This is a genomic window from Pseudomonas sp. NCCP-436, assembly GCF_019656335.1.
In the GTDB taxonomy this organism is placed as follows: Bacteria; Pseudomonadota; Gammaproteobacteria; order Pseudomonadales; family Pseudomonadaceae; genus Aquipseudomonas.
Map to the genome: position 1 here is coordinate 258,036 of NZ_BPLZ01000001.1, position 26,313 is coordinate 284,348.

18 protein-coding genes are annotated in these 26,313 nt (G+C 60.4%); 11 read left to right on the forward strand and 7 right to left on the reverse strand.

The window, feature by feature from the left end; all coding sequences use genetic code 11:
* Positions 1-24 precede the first annotated feature (24 nt).
* The 9 genes from cfaB to NCCP436_RS01270 all read left to right on the forward strand — a co-directional run bounded on the left by cfaB (position 25) and on the right by NCCP436_RS01270 (position 12,407).
* Positions 25-1,209 carry a C17 cyclopropane fatty acid synthase CfaB gene (gene cfaB / locus NCCP436_RS01230; RefSeq protein ID WP_220801969.1) on the forward strand — a complete coding sequence of 395 codons (1,185 nt, stop codon included), beginning with the start codon at positions 25-27 and terminating at the stop codon, positions 1,207-1,209.
* 62 nt (positions 1,210-1,271) lie between these two features.
* Positions 1,272-3,023, forward strand: a complete 1,752-nt coding sequence (locus NCCP436_RS01235) for an ATP-binding protein (protein ID WP_220801970.1) — start codon at positions 1,272-1,274, stop codon at positions 3,021-3,023.
* 82 nt (positions 3,024-3,105) lie between these two features.
* A complete protein-coding gene (locus NCCP436_RS01240) occupies positions 3,106-4,446 on the forward strand; it encodes a sigma-54 dependent transcriptional regulator (protein ID WP_220801971.1) in 1,341 nt (446 codons plus the stop codon).
* Positions 4,447-4,780: 334 nt separating this feature from the next.
* Positions 4,781-5,734 (forward strand): TAXI family TRAP transporter solute-binding subunit, encoded by a 954-nt coding sequence (locus tag NCCP436_RS01245; protein ID WP_220801972.1) that lies wholly within the window; start codon positions 4,781-4,783, stop codon positions 5,732-5,734.
* 111 nt (positions 5,735-5,845) lie between these two features.
* Positions 5,846-7,876 carry a TRAP transporter permease gene (locus NCCP436_RS01250; protein WP_375709460.1) on the forward strand — a complete coding sequence of 677 codons (2,031 nt, stop codon included), beginning with the start codon at positions 5,846-5,848 and terminating at the stop codon, positions 7,874-7,876.
* A complete protein-coding gene (locus NCCP436_RS01255; protein ID WP_220801974.1) occupies positions 7,873-8,274 on the forward strand; it encodes a DUF1850 domain-containing protein in 402 nt (133 codons plus the stop codon). Before NCCP436_RS01250 ends, NCCP436_RS01255 begins: the two co-directional genes overlap by 4 nt.
* A gap of 110 nt (positions 8,275-8,384) precedes the next feature.
* Positions 8,385-8,900: a DUF3617 domain-containing protein gene (locus tag NCCP436_RS01260; RefSeq protein ID WP_220801975.1), complete on the forward strand. Its 516-nt coding sequence runs from the start codon at positions 8,385-8,387 to the stop codon at positions 8,898-8,900.
* Positions 8,901-9,063: 163 nt separating this feature from the next.
* Complete coding sequence (locus NCCP436_RS01265; protein ID WP_220801976.1) at positions 9,064-11,181, forward strand: TonB-dependent siderophore receptor; 2,118 nt, start codon at positions 9,064-9,066, stop codon at positions 11,179-11,181.
* An 8-nt stretch (positions 11,182-11,189) separates the two neighbouring features.
* Complete coding sequence (locus tag NCCP436_RS01270; RefSeq protein WP_220801977.1) at positions 11,190-12,407, forward strand: PepSY domain-containing protein; 1,218 nt, start codon at positions 11,190-11,192, stop codon at positions 12,405-12,407.
* A 3-nt stretch (positions 12,408-12,410) separates the two neighbouring features.
* Here the strand turns inward: NCCP436_RS01270 and cls are convergent, their stop codons facing one another.
* On the reverse strand, positions 12,411-13,856 hold the full coding sequence (gene cls / locus NCCP436_RS01275; RefSeq protein WP_220801978.1) for a cardiolipin synthase: 1,446 nt from the start codon (positions 13,854-13,856) through the stop codon (positions 12,411-12,413).
* Between the two features lie 273 nt (positions 13,857-14,129).
* Between cls and NCCP436_RS01280 the strand changes: the two genes are divergently transcribed.
* Positions 14,130-15,791 (forward strand): BCCT family transporter, encoded by a 1,662-nt coding sequence (locus NCCP436_RS01280; RefSeq protein WP_220801979.1) that lies wholly within the window; start codon positions 14,130-14,132, stop codon positions 15,789-15,791.
* 45 nt (positions 15,792-15,836) lie between these two features.
* On the opposite strand, the gene NCCP436_RS01285 is transcribed toward NCCP436_RS01280, so the two are convergent.
* The 5 genes from NCCP436_RS01285 to NCCP436_RS01305 all read right to left on the reverse strand — a co-directional run bounded on the left by NCCP436_RS01285 (position 15,837) and on the right by NCCP436_RS01305 (position 23,550).
* Complete coding sequence (locus NCCP436_RS01285) at positions 15,837-18,557, reverse strand: calcium-binding protein (protein ID WP_220801980.1); 2,721 nt, start codon at positions 18,555-18,557, stop codon at positions 15,837-15,839.
* Positions 18,550-19,035, reverse strand: a complete 486-nt coding sequence (locus tag NCCP436_RS01290; RefSeq protein ID WP_220801981.1) for a hypothetical protein — start codon at positions 19,033-19,035, stop codon at positions 18,550-18,552. Before NCCP436_RS01290 ends, NCCP436_RS01285 begins: the two co-directional genes overlap by 8 nt.
* A 265-nt stretch (positions 19,036-19,300) precedes the next feature.
* Positions 19,301-19,783 carry a hypothetical protein gene (locus NCCP436_RS01295; RefSeq protein WP_220801982.1) on the reverse strand — a complete coding sequence of 161 codons (483 nt, stop codon included), beginning with the start codon at positions 19,781-19,783 and terminating at the stop codon, positions 19,301-19,303.
* A gap of 195 nt (positions 19,784-19,978) precedes the next feature.
* Positions 19,979-21,394, reverse strand: coding sequence for an HlyD family type I secretion periplasmic adaptor subunit (locus NCCP436_RS01300; protein WP_220801983.1), 1,416 nt, complete (start codon positions 21,392-21,394; stop codon positions 19,979-19,981).
* On the reverse strand, positions 21,391-23,550 hold the full coding sequence (locus tag NCCP436_RS01305) for a type I secretion system permease/ATPase (RefSeq protein WP_220801984.1): 2,160 nt from the start codon (positions 23,548-23,550) through the stop codon (positions 21,391-21,393). The genes NCCP436_RS01300 and NCCP436_RS01305 overlap by 4 nt, the downstream gene beginning before the upstream one ends.
* Before the next feature lie 477 nt (positions 23,551-24,027).
* On the opposite strand from NCCP436_RS01305, the gene radC reads away from it, so the two are divergent.
* Entirely contained in the window at positions 24,028-24,702 is a 675-nt protein-coding gene (gene radC, locus NCCP436_RS01310) for a DNA repair protein RadC (RefSeq protein ID WP_220801985.1), read from the forward strand.
* A gap of 21 nt (positions 24,703-24,723) precedes the next feature.
* Here radC and NCCP436_RS01315 read toward each other — a convergent pair whose 3' ends face one another.
* The gene (locus NCCP436_RS01315) at positions 24,724-26,295 is read right to left on the reverse strand and encodes an ABC transporter substrate-binding protein (protein WP_220801986.1); all 1,572 of its coding nucleotides are present in this window, start codon (positions 26,293-26,295) and stop codon (positions 24,724-24,726) included.
* Positions 26,296-26,313 lie beyond the last annotated feature (18 nt).

A 26,313-nucleotide genomic window follows, 5' to 3' on the forward strand; every position in this document is an offset into this window, starting at 1 on the left:
ATCCACAGGCCAGGAGGGACGACCATGCTCACGCAACTGCCCACTGCTCTAAGGGAACTCCAACTGCCGCTGCGCCTGCAGCTTTGGGACGGCAAGCAGATCGACCTGGGGCCCAGGCCCCGGGTAACGCTGGTGCTGAAGGATCCCGGCCTGGTGCAGCAACTGATGCGACCCAGCCTGGATGCACTGGGCGCAGCCTATGTCGAGGGCCGGCTGGATCTGGAGGGGCCGATTGACCAGGCCATCGAGGTTGGTGATGCGCTGAGCGCGGCACTGCTGGACGAGGATGCGTCCACTACAGTTGCCTATGGTCGCCATGACAAGCACAGCGACGCAGAAGCCATCAGCTATCACTACGATCTGTCCAACGATTTCTACCGCCTGTGGCTGGATCGCGACATGGTCTATTCCTGCGGCTATTTCGAAAGTGGTCGGGAAGATATCGATCAGGCCCAGCAGGCTAAGCTACGCCATCTGTGTCGCAAGCTGCGCTTGCAGCCGGGGGAGCGTTTGCTGGATGTCGGCTGTGGCTGGGGCGGGCTGGCGCGTTTTGCCGCGCGCGAGTTTGGCGTCGAAGTTCATGGCATCACCCTCAGCCGCGCGCAACTGGAACTGGCGCAGCAGCGGGTCGTCGAGGAGGACCTTCAGGAGCGGGTGACGCTGGAGTTGCTCGACTACCGCGACCTGCCGCAGGACGGTCGTTTCGACAAGGTGGTCAGCGTCGGCATGTTCGAGCATGTCGGTCATGCCAATCTGGCCCTGTACAGCCAGCGTCTGTTCGCGGCGGTTAGACCAGGCGGACTGGTGATGAACCACGGTATCACCTCGCGCTTCACTGATGGGCGGGCGGTAGGCCGAGGTGCTGGAGAGTTCATCGACCGCTATGTGTTCCCTCAGGGCGAGCTGCCACACCTGTCCACCATCATTGCTGCCGTCAGTGAGGCTGGGCTGGAGGTCGTCGATGTCGAGAGCCTGCGTCTGCATTACGCGCGTACTCTGCAGCTTTGGAGCCAGGCCCTGGAAAGGCAACTGGCACAGGCCGCGCAGTGGGTGCCGGAGAAGTCCCTGCGCATCTGGCGACTGTATCTGGCCGGCTGCGCCTACGGCTTCCGGCGCGGTTGGATGAATTTGCATCAGATCCTGGCGGTGAAGCCGCTGGCGGACGGTAGTCACGAGCTGCCCTGGACGCGTGCCGATCTCTATCGCTGAGCTGGCGGCATCGACGTCGTATGCTGGGTTAACATGCGGCCTTCCTCGCCGATGGGTTGGTCATGTTCCGACTGCCGCAACGTCGCCAGCGCCTGCTGGCCATCATCCTGCCGATTTTGCTCGGTCTGCTGCTCTGCGCATGGCTGGCCGGGCGCTATGCCGAGCAGCGCGCCTGGATCGAGCGCAGCGCCGAGGCGCGCGGCCAGCTGCAGTTGTATGCGCAGTCGATTCGAACGCTGATCGAGCGTTTCAATTCTGTGCCGGCGGTGCTTTCGCTCGACAGCGATATCCGCAGCCTACTGCGGGCGCCGCAGGATCGCCACCTGCGCATGGCGCTTAACCTGCGCCTGGAGCAGTTGAACAAGGCCGCCGGATCCACCGTGCTGTATTTGCTCGACACCGAGGGTGAAACCCTGGCAGCGAGCAACTGGCGGGACTGGAGCAGTTTTGTCGGTAACAACTATGCCTTCCGTCCCTATTTCCAGAATGCCCTGCGTGAGGGGGGCGCGCGTTATTTTGCGGTGGGCGTGACGACAGGGGTTCCCGGCTACTTCCTGTCGCATGCGGTGCGTGAGGAGGATGGAACGCTGCTGGGGGTTCTGGTGGTCAAGCTGGAACTTGAGGAGCTGCAGCGTCAGTGGGTCGAGCAGCCGGGCGTACTGCTGGTGACCGATAGCCACCATGTTGCAATTCTCAGCAACCGCCCGGCCTGGCGCTTTCGTGCGCTGCAGTCGCTGGACGAGCAGGCCCGTGCCGAGCTGGTGGAGGTGCGCCGTTACGCTGAACAGGCGCTGCAGCCGTTGCCCGGACGCCTGTTGCGGCAGATCGACGAGGACACCGCCTGGATGCGTCTGGATGGGCCCGAGGGTAACCGCGAATATCTCTGGCAGCGACTCGATCTGCCGCAGGAAGAATGGACGCTGTACCTGCTCAGCGAACCGACCTCACTGACGACCGCCCGCCGCAGCTATGCACTGGCTGCGGCCGGAGTCTGGCTGGCACTGGCCTTCCTGCTGCTGTTTCTTGCTCAGCGGCGCAAGAACCAGCGCCTGCAGGCCGGTATTCGCGAGCGTCTGGAGCGCGAGGTGGAAATGCGTACCGCCGAGTTGCGTCAGGCTCAGGAAGAGCTGGTGCATGCGGCTCGAATGGCTGCCCTGGGGCAAATGTCGGCCGCCATGGCGCATGAGATCAACCAGCCGTTGACGGCTCTGCAGATGCAGCTGGGCAGCCAGCGCCTGTTGCTGGAAAGCGGTCGCCCACAAGCCATGCGTGAGGGCCTGCAACGTATGGAGGGCTTGCTACAGCGGATGGCAGCGTTGACCAGCCATCTCAAGACCTTTGCCCGCAAGAGCCCTGCCGGCCTCGGCGAGCGGTTGCGGCTGGACGAGGTACTGGGGCAGGCGTTGCAGTTGCTGGCGCCACGCATCCGCGTCGAGCAGGTGGAGTTGAACGTCCGTGCCGTCAGCGATGCCTGGGTGCAGGGCGATGCCATTCGCCTCGAACAGGTGCTGCTGAATCTGCTGAACAACGCTCTGGATGCCATGCAGGACAGCGAGTGGCGGATCGTTGATGTGCTTATCCAGCGTCAGGGGGAACGCTGCAGGCTGACTGTCGAGGACAGTGGCGGCGGTATCGACGAGGAGGCACTGCAGCATGTGTTCGAGCCGTTCTTCACCACCAAGCCGGTAGGTCAGGGGCTCGGACTGGGCCTGGCGGTGTCCTACGGCATCGTTCGCGAGCTGGGCGGCACCTTGAGCGCCGCCAACGGAACGTGCGGCGCGGTGTTCATTCTGGAGCTGCCGGCGGTTTCCTGACGGCACGGATGGATGGTGCGTGGAGCAGGGTTCGCCGGCTCTTCATCCGGGATAAACTGCCGCGATCGAAAAGGGAGGTGCCATGAGCGATCAGGTGATAGTGGTCGATGACGAAGCAGCGATCCGCGAGGCCATCCAGCAGTGGCTGGAGCTGTCCGGCCTGGCGGTGCGAACCTGCGGCAGTGCCGATGCGGCCATGGCGTTGGTCGATCATGACTATCCCGGCATCGTTATCAGTGATGTGCGCATGCCCGGTAGTGACGGACTGCAGTTGCTCGACCGGCTGATGCAGCTCGATGCGGATCTGCCGGTGATCCTGATTACCGGTCATGGTGATGTGCCGATGGCGGTACAGGCCCTTCGTCAGGGGGCCTACGACTTCATCGAGAAGCCCTTCGCGCCCGAGCGTCTGCTCGACAGCGTACGCCGGGCCTTGGACAAGCGCCGGCTGGTCTGCGAGAACCGCCAGCTGCGCCGCCAGGTGGCGGACAAGGGGCGCATCGAGAGTCAGTTGATCGGTATGTCGCGGGCGATGGAAAACCTGCGGCGACAGATTCTCGAACTGGCCGGCACCTCGGTTAACGTGCTGATTCGCGGCGAGACCGGCAGTGGCAAGGAACTGGTGGCTCGCAGCCTGCACGAGTTCAGCCCGCGTACTGAAAAGCCCTTTGTTGCACTGAACTGCGCCGCCATTCCCGAAACCATCTTTGAGAGCGAGTTGTTCGGCCACGAGAGCGGTGCCTTCACCGGTGCCCAGGCCCGGCGCATCGGGCGCATGGAACATGCCGATGGCGGCACCCTGTTCCTCGACGAGGTGGAAAGCATGCCACTGGCGCAGCAGGTCAAGCTGCTACGGGTGCTGCAGGAAAAGACCCTGGAGCGGCTTGGATCGAACAAGAGCATCAAGGTGGATCTGCGGGTGATCAGTGCGGCCAAGCCGGATCTGCGGGAAGAGGTGCAGGCCGGGCGTTTTCGTGAGGATCTGCTCTATCGGCTCAACGTCGCCACCCTGCAAATCCCGCCTCTGCGAGAGCGTCGCGAGGACATTCCGTTGCTGTTCGAGCACTTCGCCAGTGAGGCTGCGCGCCGCCATGAGCGTGAAGTGCCGCCCCTGGCCCCCGGACAGTTGGCCCAGCTGCTGAGCCACGACTGGCCGGGCAACGTGCGAGAACTGGCCAATGCTGCCGAGCGGCATGCGCTGGGGTTGTCGGCTGCAGCCGTGGAGGAGCCTGCGGCCGTTCAGTCGCTGGCGCAGCAGATGGAACGCTTCGAGGCGCAGTGCCTGCGCCAGGCGCTGCAGCAGTGCCGGGGCAATATCGCTGCGGTGATGGAACAACTGCAGCTGCCAAGGCGTACGCTCAACGAGAAGATGCAGCGCCACGGCCTGAGTCGTACCGACTATCTGCCGGGAGGCGCCGAATAGGCGCAGGGATTCTGCCAACAATAGGCGGATTTTTGCCGATCGATTCGGGGCGGATAGGCGGTGTCTCGCTTATAGGGTGCTCTGAAAATCTGGTTTTTCCTTTTAAATCAATATTTTGACTCTTTGGCATGGTGCCTGCTTAAGGGATTGTCAGCTGTACAGCCTTCCAACGGCTGACGGCCTACAACAATCACAAAAGGCTATCAGTTGCACCTGCGTCCGGTTTGACCGGGCCGCATCAAGTCTTTTGGGCGACTCGCATGTCGCCGTCCGTGTCTCTCTGAGCCGGGTTGATTGCTTGCCGCCAATCAATAAGAAAAACGGAGAAACCTCCATGCGACTGACCAGGAAAATCAGCTTGTTCGCCGCTGCTGCGGTGTTCACTGCCAGTACTGCGGCGTTTGCCGCTCCTACCTTCATCAACGTGCTCACCGGTGGCACCAGCGGGGTCTATTACCCCATCGGTGTGGCCCTGTCGCAGCTCTATGGGCAGATCGACGGAGCTCGTACCTCTGTGCAGGCGACCAAAGCGTCGGTGGAAAACCTCAACCTGTTGCAGTCCGGCCGTGGTGAACTGGCGTTTGCCCTGGGTGACTCGGTGGAGGACGCCTGGAACGGCGTCGAGGATGCCGGCTTCAAGGCACCGCTGAAAAAGATCCGCGCCCTGGCCGGTACCTACCCGAACTACATCCAGATCGTTGCCAGCAAGGAATCGGGCATCAAGACTCTTGAAGACCTCAAGGGCAAGCGGATTTCCGTGGGTGCACCGCGTTCGGGCACCGAGCTTAATGCCCGCGCCATCTTCAAGGCTGCCGGCATCAGCTATGACGACTTCGCTCGCGTCGAGTACATGCCCTATGCCGAGTCTGTAGAGCTGATCAAGAATCGTCAGATCGACGCCACTCTGCAATCCTCCGGTTTGGGTATGGCAGCCATCCGTGACCTTGCGTCCATGGTGCCGCTGAATTTCGTAGCTGTACCGCAGGAGGTCGTTGCCAAGATCGACAGCAAGGCCTATCAGGCCGGCGTGATTCCGGCCGGCACCTATGACGGTCAGGACGAGGACGTGCCCACCGTGGCCATTACCAACATCCTGGTTACCCATGAAGGAGTATCCGAGGAAGTGGTCTACCAGATGGCCAAGCTGATGTTCGACAACCTCGGTCGTCTGGCCAACGCGCATTCCGCTGCCGCCGACATCAAGCTGGAAACTGCCACCAGCAACCTGCCGATCCCGCTGCACCCGGGCGCCGAGCGCTTCTACAGGGAAAAAGGCCTGATCCAGTAAACCCCGGATCTGCCCGGTGGCCGGCAGCATGCCTCAATCCGGTCGCCGGGTAAGCGCCCAGCCCCTCTCCCTGAGTCCAGGGAGTGCCACCTTTAGCCCCAGAGAGCTTGCATCATGAGCGAACAAGAAGGGCTGCATGCCAGCCCCAGCCAATGGCCGAAGACACTGTTCTATGTGGCATTGGCCTTCTCCGTCTATCAGATCGTTACAGCCGCCTTTCACCCCGTATCCAGCCAGGTATTGCGTGCCGGTCACATCGGCTTTCTGTTGCTGCTGGTGTTTCTCTGCTATCCGGCGATCGGCAACAAGCGTCCGTTCCAGCCTGTGGCCTGGGTTCTGGGTTTGGCCGGCATGGCCACTTTCGGTTACCAGTGGTACTTCGAGGCAGACCTGATCCAGCGCTCTGGTGACCTCACCACCACCGACATGATCATCGGTCTGACCCTGATGGTGCTGGTGTTCGAGGCGGCGCGCCGGGTCATGGGCATTGCCCTGCCGATCGTCTGTGGCACCTTCCTGCTCTATGGCATGTTCGGACAGTACCTGCCGGGCGACCTGGCCCACCGGGGCTACGGGCTGGACCAGATCGTTAACCAGCTGTCGTTCGGCACCGAAGGCTTCTACGGTACGCCGACCTACGTTTCGGCCACCTACATCTTCCTGTTCATCCTGTTCGGCGCCTTCCTCGAGCAGGCCGGGATGATCAAGCTGTTCACCGACTTCGCCATGGGCATGTTCGGCCACCGTACCGGTGGCCCGGCCAAGGTTTCGGTGGTGTCCTCGCTGCTGATGGGCACCATCACCGGTTCCGGCGTGGCCAACGTGGTCACTACCGGTCAGTTCACCATCCCGCTGATGAAGCGCTTCGGTTACAAGCCGGCCTTCGCCGCGGGCATTGAGGCTACCGCCAGCATGGGCAGCCAGCTTATGCCGCCGGTAATGGGCGCCGTGGCCTTCATCATGGCCGAGACCATCAACGTGCCGTTCGTCGAGGTGGCCAAGGCCGCGCTGATTCCGGCGTGCCTGTACTTCGGCTCAATCTTCTGGATGGTTCATCTGGAAGCGGTGAAGAACAACCTCAAGGGCCTGCCGAAGGACGAGTGCCCGAGCGCCTGGGCTGCGGTCAAGGAACGCTGGTTCCTGCTTATTCCGCTGGGCGTGCTGGTGTACCTGCTGTTCTCCGGCTACACGCCGATGTTCTCCGGCACCGTGGGCCTGGCCCTGACCGCCATCGTCATCCTCGGTTCGGCGATCATCCTGCGTTTCAACTCGTTCTGGCTGCGCATGGCCTTCTGGGTCGCGCTGGGCGTACTTTGCGCCGGTTTCTTCCAGATGGGTATCGCGGTGATCTTCGGCGTCATCGCCGCGCTGGTCGCCGGTTGCTGGTTCGTCAAGGGCGGTCGCGAGACCCTGCGTGCCTGCGTGCACGCGATGGTCGAGGGCGCCCGTCACGCCGTTCCGGTGGGCATCGCCTGTGCATTGGTCGGGGTGATCATCGGTATCGTGTCGCTGACCGGCATCGCCTCGACGTTCGCGGGCTACATCCTCGCCATCGGCCAGGACAACCTGCTGCTGTCGCTGGTGCTGACCATGCTCACCTGCCTGGTGCTGGGCATGGGCATTCCGACCATCCCCAACTACATCATCACCAGCTCCATCGCCGCACCTGCGCTGCTGGAACTGGGTGTGCCGCTGATCGTCTCGCACATGTTCGTCTTCTACTTCGGCCTGATGGCGGACCTGACGCCGCCGGTGGCGCTGGCCTGCTTCGCTGCAGCACCGATCGCCAAGGAGAACGGCCTGAAGATCAGCCTGGTAGCGGTCAAGGTGGCCATTGCCGGCTTCATCGTGCCGTTCATGGCGGTCTATGACCCGGCGTTGATGATGCAGGGCGATGACTGGGGGGCGACCGTCTACATGGTGATCAAGACCATGTTCGCCATCGTTCTGTGGGGCATCGCCGTGGTGGGCTACTACCGCTTGCCGCTGTCCTGGATCGAGCGTCTGGTCGCCGTCGGTGCGGGTTTCGCGCTGGTGCTGGCGATGCCGATCAGCGATGAAATCGGCTTTGTTGTGGGTGCCGTGCTGCTGGCTCAGCACATCTGGCGTGCGCGCCGTCGGGCGCAACTGGCGGCTGCGTGATCGGTCTATGTCTGGGTTTGGCCGGTGTGGTCTGGGCAGAACTGCCTGTGCCGGCCTTCACCCTGGCCTGGGATCACACAATCGAGAAAATCCGCTGGGAAGAGGATTACCGAGTCAGCGCCGAGGGTTTGCTTCTCGGCGAGGCACGGATCAAGGGTTCCGGCGCCGGGATGGAAGTCCCGGACGGCGCCGAACTGCGCAATGGCAGCTGGCACTACCAGCGTCAGCTACCGCCTTTGCAGCCTTTGCGTCTCGGGCGTACGCCCGAGGCCGGGGACTATCAACTCTGTATTGACCAGCACTGTCGCCCCTTGAGCGACTGGCTCGGCCCGCCACAAGCGAGCCAGCCGATGCTGGAGTTCTGGAGCTGCGGGCCTGGCTCGGCTGTCTCCGGATAATTCCCTCTCAGGTGAGGGAGGAGGAAACCCCCATGCGGTGAGAGCTGCTGGGGGTTTTGTTCGTGCGCTGCCTGCTAGGCTTCAGGAGGCATTCGTTCAGGAGGTTCGTTATGCGCTTAGCTCTTCATCTGGTTATCCCGCTGACCTGCTGCCTGTCGTCAGTGCCAACCTGGGCTGTGGATATCCGGCCAGGATTATGGGAAGTCAGTCAGCATCAGGTTAGGGTCGGTGATAAGCCCATACCCGCCATACAGGTTCTTCTGGGACAGATGCAGAACCTGCCACCCGAGCAGCGCCGGAAGATGGAGGAAGTGCTGGCTGAACAGGGCATCTGGCTGGATGCGGGTGGTGTACGGATATGCCTTACCGAAGAGCAGATCCGCGAGGAGAAGCTGCCATTGCACGATTCGGAGTCCGGCTGCAGCAGCGAAATTCTCGAACGCAGCGCGATGCTGTGGCGGTTTCGCTTTACCTGTCCGCAAGCCAGTGGTGAAGGAGAGACGCGCTTCGTCAGTGACAGGGAGTTCACCTCCCGGATCCAGGGTATCTACAACGGACAGTCCAGTAGCATGGAAAGTCGGGCACTTTGGCTTGGCGAGGATTGCGGATCACCAAGAGCCAATTGAGATTAGCTGGTAAATGTAAGTCAATTGTATTGACTGAGATGGGCGTCTGTTGCGAGAATCTTATCGATAATTGTTATCGTTTGCATTATTTGCGGCGCCGTCAATGAGACAGTTGGCTGCAAATGGACTTTCTGCAGCTATCGAAAGTGCAACAGGAGCCCCCTTGTTCAGCAGAAAAACCCGACTGGTCCTGGCGATTGCCTCGGCCTGCGGCCTCGGTCAGGCCATGGCAGAGGAAGCACGGCAGCTGGAGCTCGATGCCCAGACCGTTACCGCCAGCCCTGAAGCAGTCAACACCGACAGCTATCGCGCACCATCAAGCAGTGCAGCGACCCGGCTTGACCTGACGCCGCGGCAGACACCGCAGGTGATTTCGGCTATCGGCCGGGCGCAGATCGACGACTTCCAACTCAACGGCATCAACGACGTACTCAAGTTCACCCCAGGTATCACCGTCGAGGAGATCGAAACCGATCGAACCTATTTCACCGCCCGCGGTTTTGACATCACCAACTTTCAGTTCGACGGCGTTGGCATTCCGTTTTCTTCCGGCGGCCAGGAGGGGGCTGTGGATCTCGCGCCGTTCGAGCGGGTGGAGGTGTTGCGCGGCGCCAACGGCCTGATGAGCGGCACGGGCAATCCGTCGGCGACCGTCAACTTCGTACGCAAGCGTCCCACCATGGCGCCGCAGGCGCGCGTGGACATGAGCGCAGGCTCCTGGGACAAGCGCCGCATCGAGGCCGATGTATCAGGCGCGCTGACCGATAGCGGCAACATCCGCGGGCGCGCGGTGTATGCCCACGACGCCAAGAACTCCTATCTCGACCGCTACTCACGGGAAAAGCACGTATTCTATGGCGTGGTGGAGGCCGACCTGCGTGACGATACGCTGCTCTCCGTCGGCTATACCCTGGACAAGACGGCCGCCAACAGCCCGCTGTGGGGAGCTCTACCGCTGTTCGATTCGGCGGGCAGGCCGACACGTCTGTCGCGTTCCACCAGCACTGCTGCCGACTGGTCCTGGTGGGATAATCAGGAGCAGCGCATTTTCTCTGAGTTGACCCACACCTTGGCCAATGGCTGGCAGGTAAAGGGCAGTTTGACCCGTGTTAAGAGAGAGAGCGACTCAGCACTGTTCTATGTATTCGGTACGCCGGATGCCGCCACCGGAGAGGGGCTGTTTGGTTACCCTTCAACGTACACCGGCGATACACACCAGTGGATAGCCGATCTGTCGCTGGGAGGTGCGCTCAACCTGGCCGGGCGTGAACATGAGCTGGTGTTCGGTACCAACTGGTATCGCTCTGAGGTGGATGAGCGATCACGGTATATCCCGGGCAACTCCCTGGCATTGCCCTCGGACATCATTTTCGATGGTGACTTTCCCAAACCGGACACGTGGGATCGCAGTGGCGGCGGAGGCTACGAGGACAAGCAGAAAAGCTTCTATTCGGCTGCGCGTCTGAGCCTCACCGATGCGCTTACGCTGATTGCCGGTGCCCGGGTGGTGGAGCTGGAGAGCGAGGGTCTCTCGTACGGACAGGATCGTCAGCGCAAGGATGATGCGGTTCTGCCTTATGCCGGGCTGGTCTACGACCTGAACGAGCAGTTGTCGCTCTATGCCAGCTACAGCGAGATCTTCAATCCGCAGAAGGAGGAGGGTGCCGACCTGCGTCGCCTTGATCCGGTCGAAGGGGAGAATTACGAGATCGGCGTCAAGGGAGAGTTGCTGGATGGGCGGCTCAATGTCTCGGCAGCAATGTTTCGCACCAAGCAGTCGAACCTGGCCGAATCCATTGGTTTTGATAGCGGCAGTGGCAAGCAGATCTACGCCGGGGCTGATTATCTGAGCGAAGGTTATGAACTGGAGGTGTCCGGCGAGCTGTTGCCGGGGCTGCAGATCATGGGCGGCTATACCTATGTCGACATCCAGAATGCCGATCATAGCCATGGCCGTACCTATGCACCCAAGCACATGTTGCGGGCTTCCACCGTCTACCGCGTGCCGCAACTGCCGCAACTGAAGGTTGGTGCGAATCTCAGCTGGCAGGACGACATCTACCGTGCTGTCACTCTGGCTGATGGCAGTCGTGCCCGGATCGAGCAGGATGACTATGCCCTGCTTGGTCTGATGGCCAGTTACGACATCGACCCGAACTGGAGCGTGTCGGCCAACCTGAACAACCTGACCAACGAGAAATACATCTCCAGCCTCTACTGGGAGCAGGGCTTCTACGGTGCGCCGCGTAACGCCAGCATGACCCTGAGCTGGAAGTACTAGGACATACCATGCGCCAGATCTTGGTATTGCTGCACCGCTGGTGCGGCCTGTTCATCGCCTTGTTCCTGTTCGTCGCCGGCCTGACCGGGGCGGTAATCTCCTGGGATCATGAGCTGGACGAGTGGCTTAACCCGCACCTGTTCGACGCTCGCAGCGAAGGGCTTGTGCAGGATCCGCTGCAGTTGGCCGATGCGCTGGAAGCACGTGACCCGCGCCTGCAAATTAGCTTCATGCCGTTGGCTCTTGAGCCTGGGCATGCACTGAACGTTTTCGTCGATCCGCGTATTGACGAGCGCACCGGCAAGGCCTACGAGTTGGGCTTCAACCAATTGGGAATCGACCCGGTAAGCGGCGAGATCCAGGGCCAGCGCGAGTGGGGAGCGATTTCTCTGAGTCGGGAAAACCTCCTGCCGTTTCTCTACAAGCTGCACTACAGCCTGCATATCCCGGACGGCTTCGGCATTGAGCTGGGTGTGCTGTTCTTCGGTATCGTCGCCATGGTCTGGTGCATCGACTGCCTGGTGGCGCTGTGGTTGTCGTTCCCCAATCGTCGTAGTTGGCGCAAGTCCTTCGCCTTCCGCTGGCGTCAGGGAGGCTACAAGCTCAACTTCGACCTGCACCGCTCAGGCGGCGTCTGGCTCTGGTTGCTGCTGCTGATTCTCGCCGTCACCTCGGTATCGATGAACCTGGAACGCCAGGTCGTCCGACCGCTGGTGGAAGTGTTTTCGCCGCTGACACCGAGCCCGTTTGCCAGCCGTACGCCAGTTACCCTCGACCAGCAGATCGTGCCGCAGATCGACCGGCACAAGGTGATTGCCATCGCTTCGGCCGAGGCACAGAGACTGGGTTGGGAGTCACCCGCCGGAGGGCTGTTCCACTCCGCCGAGTTTGGCGTGTATGGCGTCGGTTTCTATGCGCTGGGTGAGGATCACGGCGATGCCGGGCTGGGCAATCCGTGGATCTATGTCGACAGCCGTAGCGGCGAGCTGGCCGGAGCGCATGTACCGGGCAGTGGTAGCGCCGGTGATATCTTCCTGCAGGCACAGTTCCCGCTGCATTCTGGACGCATCATCGGCTTGCCCGGACGCATTCTGGTGTCGCTGCTGGGGCTGGTGGTGGCTGGCTTGTCGGTCACGGGCGTGGTGATTTGGGCGAAGAAGCGCCGCTCACGCCAGCTGAGCGAGCAGCGTCAGCGCGACGGCCAGGCTTTGCCGGTGCGCAGCTGAGTCTCAGAGAACCGGGGAGATCAGCCGCGCCACGCGCATGCCCAACTGCTGCAGGCGGCGAAGGTTTCGTCGATCCTCGTTGACTAGCTCGCGAGCCTGGCTGAAATCCTCTTCCAGCATGGCTGCGACCTCGGCATTGAAGCCCGGGTCGAAGGTCAGCAGGCTCACCTCGAAATTCAGCCGAAACGAGCGGTTGTCCAGGTTGGCGCTTCCCAGCACGCAGGCGTCATGGTCGATCAGCAGCGCCTTTTGGTGCAGGAAGCCGGGCTGGTAGCGAAACACCCGTACACCGGCGCGTAGCGCCTCGAAGGCATACAGGCTGGAGGCGGCGTAGACCACGTGGTGATCCGGGCGCGCCGGCAGCAGCAGGCGCACATCTACTCCACGCATTACCGCCAGGCGCAGGGCAGCGAACAGCGCCTCATCGGGGACGAAGTAGGGGCTGCTCAGCCAGACACGTTCGCGGGCGGCGTGGATCGCCTCGACAAACATCAGTGAGCAGGTTTCCTGCGGATCCGCCGGGCCGCTGGCGATTATCTGGCAGAGCAGGCCGGGCTCGTCCTGCTTGCTTGGCATCAGCATGGGCGGCAACTGCCGGCAGGCCCAGTACCAGTCTTCGGCGAAGGCTTCTTGCAGGCTGGCCACTACTGGCCCGCGCACTTCCACATGGGTGTCGCGCCAGGGGGCCAGTGGTGGTTTCTGTCCGAGGTATTCGATACCGACGTTGAGCCCGCCGAGAAAGCCGACTTCACCGTCGACCACAACGATCTTGCGGTGGTTGCGGAAATTCAGTTGAAAACGGTTTAACACTCCTGCACGGGTGGGGAAGGCGTGTATCTTTACGCCTCCCTGGCGCAGGCTGTCGATATAGGTACGCGGCAGTGCGTGGCTACCCACGCCATCGTAAAGCACATGCACTTTCACACCGGCCGCCGCACGCTCCAGTAGCAGTTGGTGCAGGCGGCGGCCGAGTTCGTCATCGCGGATGATAAAGAACTGCAGCAGGATCACCCGACGAGCGCTGGCCAGCGCCTCGAACATAGCGGCAAAGGTGGCCTCGCCATTGATCAGCAGCCGCGCGCGGTTGCCGGTCAGCCCAGGCAGGTGGGATAGCCGCGGCAGCGCCCGCAGGCGTTCGTAGGCAGGTGACAGACTGGCGGCCTTGGCCTCTTCGACCCAGGGTCGCCAGTCCTGAGCAGCCATGGCCAGGTGCATGGCCTTGTCCGCCTCGCGCCGCGCTCGCACATAGGCATCAAAGCGGCTGCGGCCGAAGATCAGATAGGGCAGCAGCGTGAGGTAGGGCATGAAGAACAGCGACAGCGCCCAGGCCAGCGCGCCCTGGGCGGTGCGCACGGTAAGCACGGCATGAATCGCGGCGAGCATGCCGAAAGCGTGAATGGTGGCAATCAGGTAGCCAAACAGGTGCGGAATGCCAAAGTCGACGGGCATGCGGGATTGTCCTTTGAACCGGGCAGCGGGTGCCGGGCAGGCCGTAAACGCCGCTGTTGTGCGGCCATCGTGCCACGCCAAGGAATGTAATGGCAGGGGCTGTCACCTGGCCATTATTTGTAATTTTCAGCGCTAATTCCTTCTACGTGAAATAAATTCATGTGTTACCCTCTTTCGTTCGACTCAAGTTCGGGTCGTCTTTAATTCGAGGAGGGCATCCAGTCCTGTTCACGCTCGTCTAGCGAGTCAAACGCATCAAGGAGTACGCCACGTATGGGAAACATTCCTTCGCCTGAAACGACCCCGCCATCCACAGTGGACACAGCAGACGGCATCCCGGCTCCGTCCGGAGCAGCAAACCTGATCGACACCGACTATGTCATCGGCCAGGACAACATCCGCGGTCAGTTCGTATTCTCCCTGGACATTCACGGCAAGGTCTTCACCATCTCCGCACTGGTCGCGGTAATCTTTGTCATTCTCACTCTTGCCCTGCAGACTGAAGTGGAGCCGTTGTTCACCGCACTCAGGGACTGGCTGACTCATCACATGGCCTGGTTCTTCCTTGGTGCCGGCAATATCTTCGTATTGCTGTGTTTGGGCCTGATCATCTCGCCGTTGGGGCGAGTGCGCATCGGCGGCCGCGAGGCGACGCCTGACTTCTCCTACCTGACCTGGTTCTCCATGCTGTTCGCTGCCGGCATGGGCATTGGCCTGATGTTCTACGGCGTGGCCGAGCCGGTGTCGCACTTCAGCGCTGCACTGGGCGGTGTGACGATGGAGAACGGTGTGCGTACCGACTGGGCACCACTCGGCGGAGCCGCCGGAAATGCTGTTGAGGCGCAGCGTCTGGCGATGGCCGCCACCATCTTTCACTGGGGCCTGCATCCCTGGGCGATCTACGCCATCGTGGCCCTGGCGCTGGCAATCTTTTCCTTCAACAAGGGCCTGCCGCTGGCGATCCGCTCGATCTTCTATCCGATCCTTGGCGAGCGGGTATGGGGCTGGCCAGGTCACGTGATCGATATCCTCGCCGTGTTCGCTACGCTGTTTGGTCTGGTTACCTCTTTGGGTATCGGTGCAGAGCAGGCGGCCGGTGGCATCGAGCATTTGTTCGGCATCGAGGCCAACAATGCCAGCAAGGTCCTGCTGATCATCGCCATTACCCTGGTGGCGCTGGGTTCGGTAGTGTCCGGGCTGGACAAGGGCGTGCGCCGCTTGTCGGAAATCAACATCTTCCTGGCCTTCGTACTGCTGGCGTTCGTGGTCATCGCCGGGCCAACCCTGGCCATTGCCCTGGGTTTCTTCGACAACCTGGGCGCCTATCTGAGTTATCTGCCGGCGCTGTCCAATCCGGTCGGGCGTGAGGACGTCAACTTCACTCAGGGCTGGACCGCCTTTTACTGGGCCTGGTGGATCAGTTGGTCGCCATTCGTTGGCATGTTCATCGCCCGCATCAGCCGCGGCCGCAGCGTGCGCGAATTCCTTATCGCCGTGTTGCTGGTGCCATCGCTGGTCTCGGTGCTGTGGATGACCACATTTGGTGGTAGTGCCTTCGCCCAGATCGGTGCAGGACTCGGTGGAGTGGTAGACGCGGCGCTGGAGCTGAAGCTGTTTGCACTGCTCGGTGAATATCCTCTGAGCGGAATCACCTCGTTCGTCACCATCCTGCTGGTGGTGTTGTTCTTCATCACCTCGTCGGATTCCGGCTCACTGGTGATCGATACCATCACTGCAGGCGGCAAGGTCAATGCGCCTGTGGTACAGCGGATATTCTGGGCCAGCATCGAGGGGGTGATCGCCATCGCCCTGCTGCTCGGCGGCGGCCTAGTGGCGTTGCAGGCGATGGCCGTGTCCACCGGCTTGCCATTCGCCGTCGTGCTGCTGTTGGGCTGTATTTCCGTCGTGCGGGGGCTGATGAGCGAGCCGCGCTGAGGCTCTGCAACTCATCCCGCCGCTTACGCGGCGGGATGAGTGATCTTACTGCCAGTTGGCGGAAATCAGCAGATCCAGCTGCTCGCGCTGCGGTACGGACAGATCCAGTTCACCACCGTCTGGGCTGCCGAACGCGGCCATGGCATCCACCAGGTTGTTGACCTGTTTGAAGTTTAGGGCGCGCCCGTCGTCGAGCTGGAACTGCTCGAGCTGGTTGACTGTGCCGCGATACCAGTCACGGATGATTACCTGATCCTCACTGCCCAGCAACTGCACCTGCAGGTCGTTGCCGCTACGACCGAGCCAGAGGTGCTCGGCAGCGATACCCTCGCCAAAGTGCAGGACGTCGACTGCACCACTGTTACTACCTGTCTCGATGATGGTGTCGACACCATCGCCGAGGTTGAACAGGTAGGTATCGCTGTGATTGCTGCCGTAGAGGGTATCGTCGCCGGTGTCGCCGACGAAGAGGTTGTCACGGGCAGAGGTGCTGACCTTGAGCACATCGTTGCCGGAGCCGCCATAGAGGCGGTTGGAACCACTACCACCATCGAGCAGGTCATCGCCTGCACCACCATAAAGCTGGTCGTTCTGCGCTGTCCCGGTCAGGTGATCTGCGGCGGCGCTGCCGAGCAGCAGTGTGGGGCCGAATTCGCCCTGAAGTTGCTGCTGCTCTGCCGGGCTCAGTTTCTCCACCCAGTTGAGCAGCGATATGCTGACGAAGTCAGCGAGCAGACTACCGTTGAAAGCCTGATGCTTCTGCAGATCGAATAGATCGGATACGGCTTTTGCGACGTTCTGCTCGGCAACCTGCTCAAGTATTTCGGTGATGCCGGAGTAGTCGAGTTCGACCCCATCAACTCCAAGTGTCAGGCCGATGGCATCGACATAAGGCTTCAGGCGTGTTTGCAGTAGCAGACCTTCGTAAACGGAATCCAGCAGTGCCTGGTAAGCGGATCGAATACCTGCCATCTGTTGTGGGCCAAAAGAGAAGGAACTCTCGGTAATGTAGGTCGTGCCCCCCAGAACTGCCGCAAGAGCGACACCAGAGCGCTGCTGTGCTCCAGCCTTATGATTTAGCGAGGTCTGTCCGCTGCTCGTGATAGTGGGCGCGTCGAAACTGAAAAAGTACTGGTTATTGAATACCTCCAATACCTTGATCTTCTCCAGAAGCTCTTTCCTTTCCAACTGTGTAACCGTGAGCCCAGAGTTGTTTCCAGCGTTTCCCATCGTGGCCGATCCACCACCACTTCCTCCGCTGCCCATTGCATCCGAACCATGCACGGTCCAACTGTAAGCAAACGCGAAATTGTAAGGTGTGCCGTTGCCCAGATCGCCAATGCGCTGATCGAAGGTACGAAATTCAGCGGTTTCCGACCAAGCGCTGACAACTTGCTCCAGCAAGGCTTTCTGGGCCGTGCTCGTTTCAGCCTGTGCATAGCTGGTGAGCAGATCCTGCAATTTTTGGCTGCCTACGGCCGCTTCGCGCAAATCGCGTACTGCACCGGAGCCTTGCATATCCGGCAGCCCACGAAGCGTTTCGGGAATCTCGATACGGTCGCCAAACTTGCGGTAGAACTGATTGTCTTCGAAGTACACGTCACCGCTGACACCGGTGCCGCCACCACGGCTTTCGTCCCACTCGAAGGTACTGAAACCATCGATATGGTTGTTATTGCCCAGGTTCTGGAGTTTGCCGTCCGAACCGGTATTGATGCTCTTGATACCCAGTTCTTCCAGAGTGAACAGTTCGCCACCTTGGCTGATACCGTCGCCATTGAGATCGCGCCATACGCGCAGGTCGGCCCACACGGCATCGCTGGCATCCAGTTTCCCATCGCCGTTCCCGTCGACCGCCTGCATGGCCTCGAAGCCGTCACGGGCCTTCTGTCCATTGGCCAGCAGGGTGTTTTCACCGAATAACTCCAGACCGCTATCGATGGTGCCATTGCCATTGCGATCCAGCACCAGCAGGCCGTCGTCGGACTTGACCCAGCCGGTTCCGTGTTTATTACCATCACCATCGTGGTCGAATAGTACCTGGCCATGGGCGCCGAAGGTTTCGATGCCATCGCCGTCGAGGTCTAGGACGATGGGGGATGCGGTTTTTAGTGCAAGATCAAAGTGGGTGTTGACATCGGAGTTGATCCCGAAGGGGTCGAAGTAATCAAAAAGGAAGTTGGCCAAGGCTTCTACTCCCATTCCGAGACCAACGACTAGCAGAACAGCCGGGATTCCTACGATGCCCGCCGCTGCAAGGCCCGCCGCTATAGCGATGCCGGCACCAAGGGCAATTAGCGATGAGGCTGCTCCGTAGTAATTGCCTTCTGCAGCCTGCCATCCCATGTTGGCGATATCTGCCAATGGGCCAAGGAAGTCCGCCCCCTTGGCGACTAATTGGCGATTGACACTACTCAGGAGGCTTTGGTCAACCTTATCCAAGGCACTCATCCCTTGGGCTCTCAAGTTCTCCGCATGCTGTCTGAAGGCTAAAGAGGTACTATCGAGTGCATTCTGGGCAGAGTTCCTCATATCCATACCTGCTTGAGATGCACTCTTGGCCAAGTCAGACGCTCTCTGGGAGAAGTAATCGAACTGGCTAGCTAGGGTGTTCGCAATTTCTTGTTGTTTTACTGCGTTGTTGAAATCCGCCTGGGAGTAAGAAGAGGATATTTCTCTGAGAGTGCCAGTTAACGTGTTTGTTATACTTGTCCAATACTGATTAAGGATGTCACTGTTGTTTGGTGCTGTAGTGTCATTAGCCATTATAAGTCCCTTTGGTGGTTGCTGCTGAAATTAGAAATGCTGTTATCCATAGGTAGATGAATACAATCAGTGCCGCGCCAACCCAATCCCAGTTATGAATAAAAAAAAGTGCTAGCTTGCTGTACTTTGTATTTCTTTCCAGTGGGACGATGTCTAGCGCCATGGGTAGGGATATGAAAGTTAGGGTAATTAAGAAGAATTTCCCTTTGATTGATTTTGTTTTTGACTTGAAGCCGTGTTTGCGCATAAGGCAGATGATAATTGGCAGCGTTGCCAAATATGTGAGGCAGGCGAGCAGGAATGACGAAGCGTCATCTACTTTTCGCGACAAATTGCTATAGATGTGCAAGTTTACGATTGCACTATCTGAAGTAATTGTGGGTAGCAAATTGGCTGCAGTTATGCCGAGCAGCAACCAAGCAAAAGAAATATAGGCTAATTTCTTGGATATTTTTAATTTGTTGCTTTTTGGGTGCATGGATTAGCCTTTATAGGGGTGGTGATAAATATATAGAGGCATTCAAGCAGGCTCTTTGTGAGTTCGTTATGTATGAATTAATTTTTTAAAGTTTGCTCGTGGTTGGCTATTGCGTTTTTCTGGTGCTCCGACCGTCTCACGGTTTCATTTTTCTCTTTGATACACCAATGGCCCTCATGGGGACGCCTCCCCTCTGTCTGAGGGTTAAGATATGTAGAGTCTTTGGGGGCGATCTTGACTGTTACTGTATAACTCATAAGGTCTCCTATACCTTAGAGTTGTGTCGAAATACAGCAAGATAAGTCTCGAGTGGCTTGTATTTACCTACAGGCCTCGTGGTGTGATAGCTTATCTTGTAATTCCCTTTTTCTAACCAAATTGCTTTTAGTATCTTGTGATGTCCATCTTCAACTTGCCCATTCAGTCTGAAGGCGTGTCTCCCGTCAGTTCCTGTTACATTGAACTGCCCTTCAAAGACAACGCTCTTGCCATTCTTCAGAGTTATGCTAAGTCTAGGAGCGCTACTGGATGGCTCTCTGATTATTTTAGAGAATTCCTCGTATGAAAACGAACTGGGAGGGTCTCGAAAAATAACCCCTACCGTGTACCAGCCCTCTTCCTTTATGCTGACATCTTCTGATCGTTGTGTTTTCTCATCCCAAAGCTCGACAGGGTAGAGTTGCTCTAGCCCTGAATTGATGCATCCTGTTAATCCAAGTATTGATAGTATTAGAACTGGAAGCTTCACTGTTATCTCCTTCGGATCGTGATCTTGTTTGCTTTCAAGAATGCACCGGAAAAACAAATTCGCTTTGCTTTACGGTCAATATCTGAGCGCTCAGTTTTTCTAGGCGCGCGGTAGTAGACAGAGATGTCTAAGAAATATCTGGTGAATAAAGTACATTCATGTGCAGCCCTCCTTGGGCTCCTGATTAGCGGACTGTCAGCGCTCTGCCAGGCTCTCGTCCACATACTGCTGCAACGGGCTGAGGAAGTAGTCGATCACCTTGCGCTTGTCGGTCTTCACCTCGGCCCTGATCGCCATCCCCGGCGACAACGGCACCTGCTGGCTGCCCACCAGGATGCTGTTTTCCCTGAGCTGGATCCGTGTGCTGTACACCAGCCCCAGGCGCTCGTCCTCGATGGCATCGTCGGAAATGCTCTGCACCGTGCCATGCACCACGCCGTACTTGGTGAAGGTGAAGGTATCCACCTTGACCTCCACTTCCTGGCCCGGACGCACAAAGCCGATGTCCTTGTTCTCCAGCAGGGCCTCGACTTCCACCGGCTGATTGCTCGGCACGATGACCATCAGTGGCTGGGCTTCGGTCACCACCCCGCCCGTGGTGTGGATGGCCAACTGCTGGACGGTGCCGTCCACCGGCGCGGTGAGGTGCATCAGGCGGTTGCGCTGTTCGGCCTTGCTCAGTTCCTGCTGCAGACCGGCGGCGCGTTGCTGCGATTCGTGCAACAGGTCGAGCATGGCCCGACGGGTCTGCGCCAGTACACTCTGGCGGCGGCTTTCGGCCTGTTGCCTCGCCGCCTGCAGCTCCAGTACGCGGGCTTGCTGTACGGCCAGTTCGCGCTCCTGATCCAGGCGCTGCTGTTCCTTTTCCAGGTAGGCATGCTTGGCGATATAGGCCTTGTCCAACAGGCGTTTGTAGTCCGCCGCCAGTTGCTGGGCGATGGGCAGGGATTCCTGCAGCTTGGCTACCCAGGCGCGGGCGGCCTGGATTTCCGCCGTGCGCTGGGCGATCTCGGCGTCGCTCTGCTGCAGTGCGCTTTGCAGTTCCAGGTATTGGCCTCTCAGCCAGGTCTGGGCCGATAGCTGCTGTGACTCGGCGACCTGGGGAATGCGCGTGGCCAGGGAGGCGGGTTCACGGTTCTCTTCGATGGCTTCGAGCAGGCTACTGGCCCGCGCGCTGTCGATCTGGGCCGCCAGCAGGTCGCTCTTCAGGCGCTGGACGTCCGCGCCGGTGATCTGGGTATCCAGCTCGACCAGCAGCTCCCCGGCTTTCACGGTCTGTCCGTCGTAGACATGGATCGCCTTGACCACCGCCACTTCGCTGGGCTGGATGACCTTGCTCTTGCCGCTGGGGACGATCTTGCCGGTAGCCGTGGCGACCACATCGATTTCACCGATGCAGGCCCAGAGCAGTGCCAGGGCGGCGAAGGCCATGATCGTCCACTGGATGATCCGCGGCGCAGGATGTACCGGTGCTTCCTGCAAGGCCAGGGCGGCGGGCAGGAAGTGCACTTCGTGACTCAGGCGTGGCGGCGCATCCATGCTTCTGCGCCGTTGCCAGGCATGGCGCCAGGCCTGGCGGTAGCGCTCGATCAGCTCGCGTTTGGCACTCATGCGGCACCGCCTTGTTGCAGGCGGTGCAGACGGGAGTAGTGGCCAGCCTGGTGGGCGAGCAGTTCGGCATGGCTGCCCTGTTCGACGATCTGGCCGCGGTCCATGACCAGAATACGGTTGGCATCGCGCACGGCGCTCAGGCGGTGGGCGATGATGATCACCGTACGGCCCTTGCAGATGGCCTGCATGTTCTGCTGGATGATGCGCTCGGACTCGTAGTCCAGGGCGCTGGTGGCCTCGTCGAAGATCAGGATGCGCGGGTTGCCGATCAGCGCGCGGGCGATGGCGATACGCTGGCGTTGCCCGCCGGACAACGAGGCGCCGTGCTCGCCGACCACCGTGTCGTAGCCTTCCGGCAGTTCCAGGATGAATTCGTGGGCGCCGGCCATCTTGGCGGCCTGCATCACCTGCTCGATGGGCGCGCCCGGATCGGTCAACGCGATGTTCTCGCGGATGCTGCGGGCAAACAGCATGTTGTCCTGCAGCACCACGCCGATCTGCCGGCGCAGCGAGGAGACGTCGGCCAGCGCCAGATCCATGCCATCGACCAGCACCCGGCCGCGCTCGGGCGTATAGAGACGCTGCAACAGTCGGGTCAGGGTGCTCTTGCCCGAGCCGGAACGGCCGACCACGCCGATCACTTCGCCGGGCTGGATGTGCAGGCTGATACCCCGGAGGATTTCCGAGCCGTCCGGCCGGTAGCGGAAGTGCACCTGATCGAACTCGATCTGCCCCTTGAGCGGCGGCAAGGCGCTGCGGGTGGCCTGGGACAGTTCGGTGCGGGTGTTGAGGATGTCGCCCAGGCGCTGCACCGAGACGCCGGTCTGCTGGAAGTTCGTCCACAGCTGGGCCAGGCGCATGATCGGCTGCGAAACCCGCCCGGCGAGCATGTTGAAGGCGATCAGTTGCCCCACTGTCAGATCGCCTTCGATCACCAGACGCGCGCCCAGCCAGAGCGTGGCCACGGTCACCAGCTTGCCGACGAAGCCGACGCTTTCATTGGCGAGGGTGGACAGGTTCTGGGTCTTGAAACTGGCGGCCACATAACCCGCAAGCTGGTTGTCCCACTTGCGGTTGATCTGCGGCTCGACCGCCATGGCTTTCAGGGTGTCGATGCCGTTGACCGTCTCGACCAGAAAGGCCTGGTTCTCGGCGCCACGCGAGAAGCTTTCGTTGAGCCGGGCGCGCAGTACCGGCGTTATCAGCAGCGAGATCACGAAGTACAGCGGCAGCGACAGGATCACTACCAACGTCAGCCAGCCGCTGTAGAAGAACATCACGGCGATGAACACCACCGAGAACAGCACGTCGAGAATCAGCGTGATGGCATTGCCGGTCAGGAAGCTGCGGATGTTCTCCAGCTCGCGTACCCGCGCCACCGAGTCGCCTACCCTGCGCGCCTGGAAATAGGCCAGTGGCAGGGTCACCAGGTGACGGAACAGCCTCGAACCCAGCTCCACGTCGATACGGCTGGCCGTGTGGGCGAACACGTAGGTGCGCAGACCCGACAACAGGGTCTCGAAGATCATGATGCCGAGCAGGCCGATGGCGATCACGTCCAGCGTCGACAGGCCACGATGCACCAGCACCTTGTCCATCACCACTTGGAAGAACAAGGGCGTGAGCAAGGCGAAGATCTGCAGCACGAAGGACACCAGCAGCACCTCGCCGAGCAGCTTGCGGTACTTGACGATGGCCGGGATGAACCAGGTGAAATCGAAGCGCGACAGCTCGCCAGCCATCGAGGCTTCGGAGCGGATCAGGATCAGCTCGCCCGTCCAGCGCGCTTGCAGGTGTTCGAGCGAGACGACTTCGGGGCGTTGCGCCTGGGGATCGTGAATCAGTGCCTGATGCTTGCTTTCGTCGACACGGGCGATGATGAAGAAGCGGCCATCCTGATCAGCCGCAATTGCAGGCAACGGGACATGCGGCAGGCGCTCGAGTGAACTGCGTGCGGACTTGGCCTTGAGGTCGAGCTTCTTCGCCGCCAGCAGCAACTCGGCGCGACCGAATGCGTGGCCATTTTCGGCGAACTCATGGGCGAGCTGTTCAGGCGAGGCGGCCACGTTGTGGAAACGAGCCAGAATTACTAGGCATGCGAGGCCACTGTCGGAGAGGAAGGGCTGATCAGGCTGCCGATTTTCTTGAGTTTGCATTCCATTGCACCAGAGCGGGTCGGATGACTGGGCCGGCAATTTACTGGAGGTGACAGTACCCTGTTCGGTTGGTATGCAATCGTGTCAAGCTCGTCACGCAAGTCTTGTGAAATCTGCCACAAGCACATTGGAGGCAAGGTGTTGCGTCTCCAGAGTAGCTTCGCTCAGCAGTTTCGCTGTTACTTGCAATGAGGCTTTGTTCTGTTGCAGGCGATGCCGAGCGTTCCGGCATATCGAAGAGCGTATTCAATATGATCTGTGATCATCTCCGGCGTTCATGTGGAGACGTCCGCGTCCGATTGGCTGCTCCCGTCCTCTAGGGAGTTAAGCTTCCTGCGCCTGGCAAGTGGAGTATTCAGCTGTGTGGGCCCTGAGACACGTCCTGTAAGCCCCGAACTGCAGGATGGTTGTTATCGGCTAGTCTATCGAAGGGCCTGCCGAGGGATGGCAGGTGCCCGGCTCTACAGGGAGGTGAGCATGAGTATTCGGGACTGGCCTGCGGCGGAGCGGCCGCGGGAAAAGCTTTTGCAGCAGGGGGCTAGGGCGCTGACTGACGCTGAGTTGCTGGCGATCTTTCTGCGCACCGGAGTGGTTGGTTGCAGCGCCGTGGAGTTGGCGCGCCGGCTGCTGGCCGAGTTTGGCAGCCTACGGGCTTTGCTGGAGGCGGATTTGCCGAGTTTCAGCCGGCATCTGGGGCTGGGGCCGGCCAAGTATGCGCAGTTGCAGGCTGTGTTGGAGATGGCGCGGCGGCACCTGGCTGAGCGGCTCAAACGGGATTCTGCGCTGGAAAGCCCGCAGGCGGTACGGGACTATCTCAAGGCCATGCTGCGCCACGAGCCGCATGAGGTATTTGGCTGCCTGTTCCTCGATGCCAAACATCGTGTGCTGGCGTTCGAGGTGCTGTTTCATGGCAGCATCGACAGTGCCAGCGTCTACCCCAGGCAGGTGGTAAAGCGAGCATTGGCACACAACGCTGCTGCGCTGATCCTGACTCATAACCACCCCTCTGGTGTAGCCGAGCCGAGTCAGGCCGATCAGGCGCTGACCCGGCGTTTGCGCGACGCTCTGGCGCTGGTCGACGTGCGCGTGCTCGACCACTTCATCGTCGGTGACGGTGAGCCGCTGTCGATGGCTGAGCAGGGCTGGATTTAGCCTCAGTCAACGTGGCTCACCTCAGAAGCTGACTCGTGAGAAGTCCTGGCGGCCGAACGGGTTGACCTTGTAACCCTGCACGCGGTTGTCCAGTAGAGCAAAAGCGGTCGGATGGGCCAGCGGCAGCCACAACGCCTGCTCCTGAATGATTCTCTGCGCCTGCCGGTAAAGCCGGCTGCGCTCTTGCTGGTCGCTGCTGGCTTTGCCGTCGGCGATCAGTTTGTCCAGCGTTTCGTCGCAATAACGGGCGAAGTTGAGGCCGGATTCAACCGAAGCGCAGGAAAATTGCGGCGTCAGGAAGTTGTCCGGATCGCCGTTGTCGCCGGCCCAGCCCATGAACAGCAGGTCGTGTTCGCCGGCCTTGGCGCGGCGGATCAGCTCGCCCCATTCGATCACACGGATTTCCGCATCGATGCCGGCCTTGGCCAGGTCGGCCTGCAGCAGTTGCGCGCCGAGGCTGGGATTGGGGTTGAGCAGACTGCCGCTGGGGCGTGTCCAGATGGTGGTCTTGAAACCCTCGGGCAGGCCGGCCTCACTCAGCAGGGCGCGGGCTTTTTCGGGATCATGACGGTAGCCGGGCAGATCACCGGCATAACTCCAGGTGTTTGGTGGGTAGGGGCCGCTGGCCGGTTCGGCGCTGCCCTCGAACACGGCCTTGACGTAGCTGGCCTTGTCGAACGCTAGGTTGATCGCCTGGCGCACCTGCGGCTTGTCCAGTGGCGGGTGCTGGCTGTTGATGCCGACGAAGGCGGTCATGAAGGCGGCGGTCTGTGCGCTTTTCAGCCTGGCGTCGCCGGCGATGGCCTGCACATCCTGGGGTTTGGGCGACAGGGCAACCTGGCATTCGCCGCGCCGCAGCTTTTGCAGGCGCACATTGCTGTCCGGGGTGATGGAAAAGATCACTCGCTCCACAGCGGGCTTTCCGGCGAAGTAGTCAGGGTTGGCGCGATAGCGCACCACGGCGTCTTTCTGAAAGCGCTCGAAGATGAACGGGCCGGTGCCGATGGGGGCAGTGTTGAGCTTTTCCGGTGTGCCGTTGGCTAGCAGGTGTTCGGCATATTCGGCTGGATAGATGGAGGCGAAGCCCATGCTCAGAGTGGCGAGGAAGGTGGCGTCGCGGCGGCTGAGGGTGATGCGTACGCGGTGTGCTTCCGGCGCCTCGATGGCGCTGATCAGGCTTGGCCACTGCATTGACTGAGCATGCGGGTAGCCGCTGGCAGCCGTGGCATGCCAGGGATGCGCGCTATCGAGCATGCGGCGGAAGCTGAACAGTACGTCCTCGGCGTTCAGCTTGCGGCTGGGGGTGAACTCGGCGCTCTGGTGAAAGCCGACGTCGTCGCGCAGGATGAACTCGTAGGTCAGCCCGTCTTCGGATACTGTCCAGCTATGCGCCAGGCTCGGCAGCAGTTGGCCGCGCTCGGCGTCAAACTCCACCAGGCGGTTCATCAGCATGTCGGCTGAGGCGTTGGTGGTGGTCAGCGAGTTGTACTGCACCACATCAAAACCTTCCGGGCTCGCCTCGGTACAGACGCTCAGGGTGGCTGCCTGGGCCAGAAGGGGAGTGCACAGCAGGGTGGCGAAGAGCAGGCGCATAGGGACTCCTTGTTATCC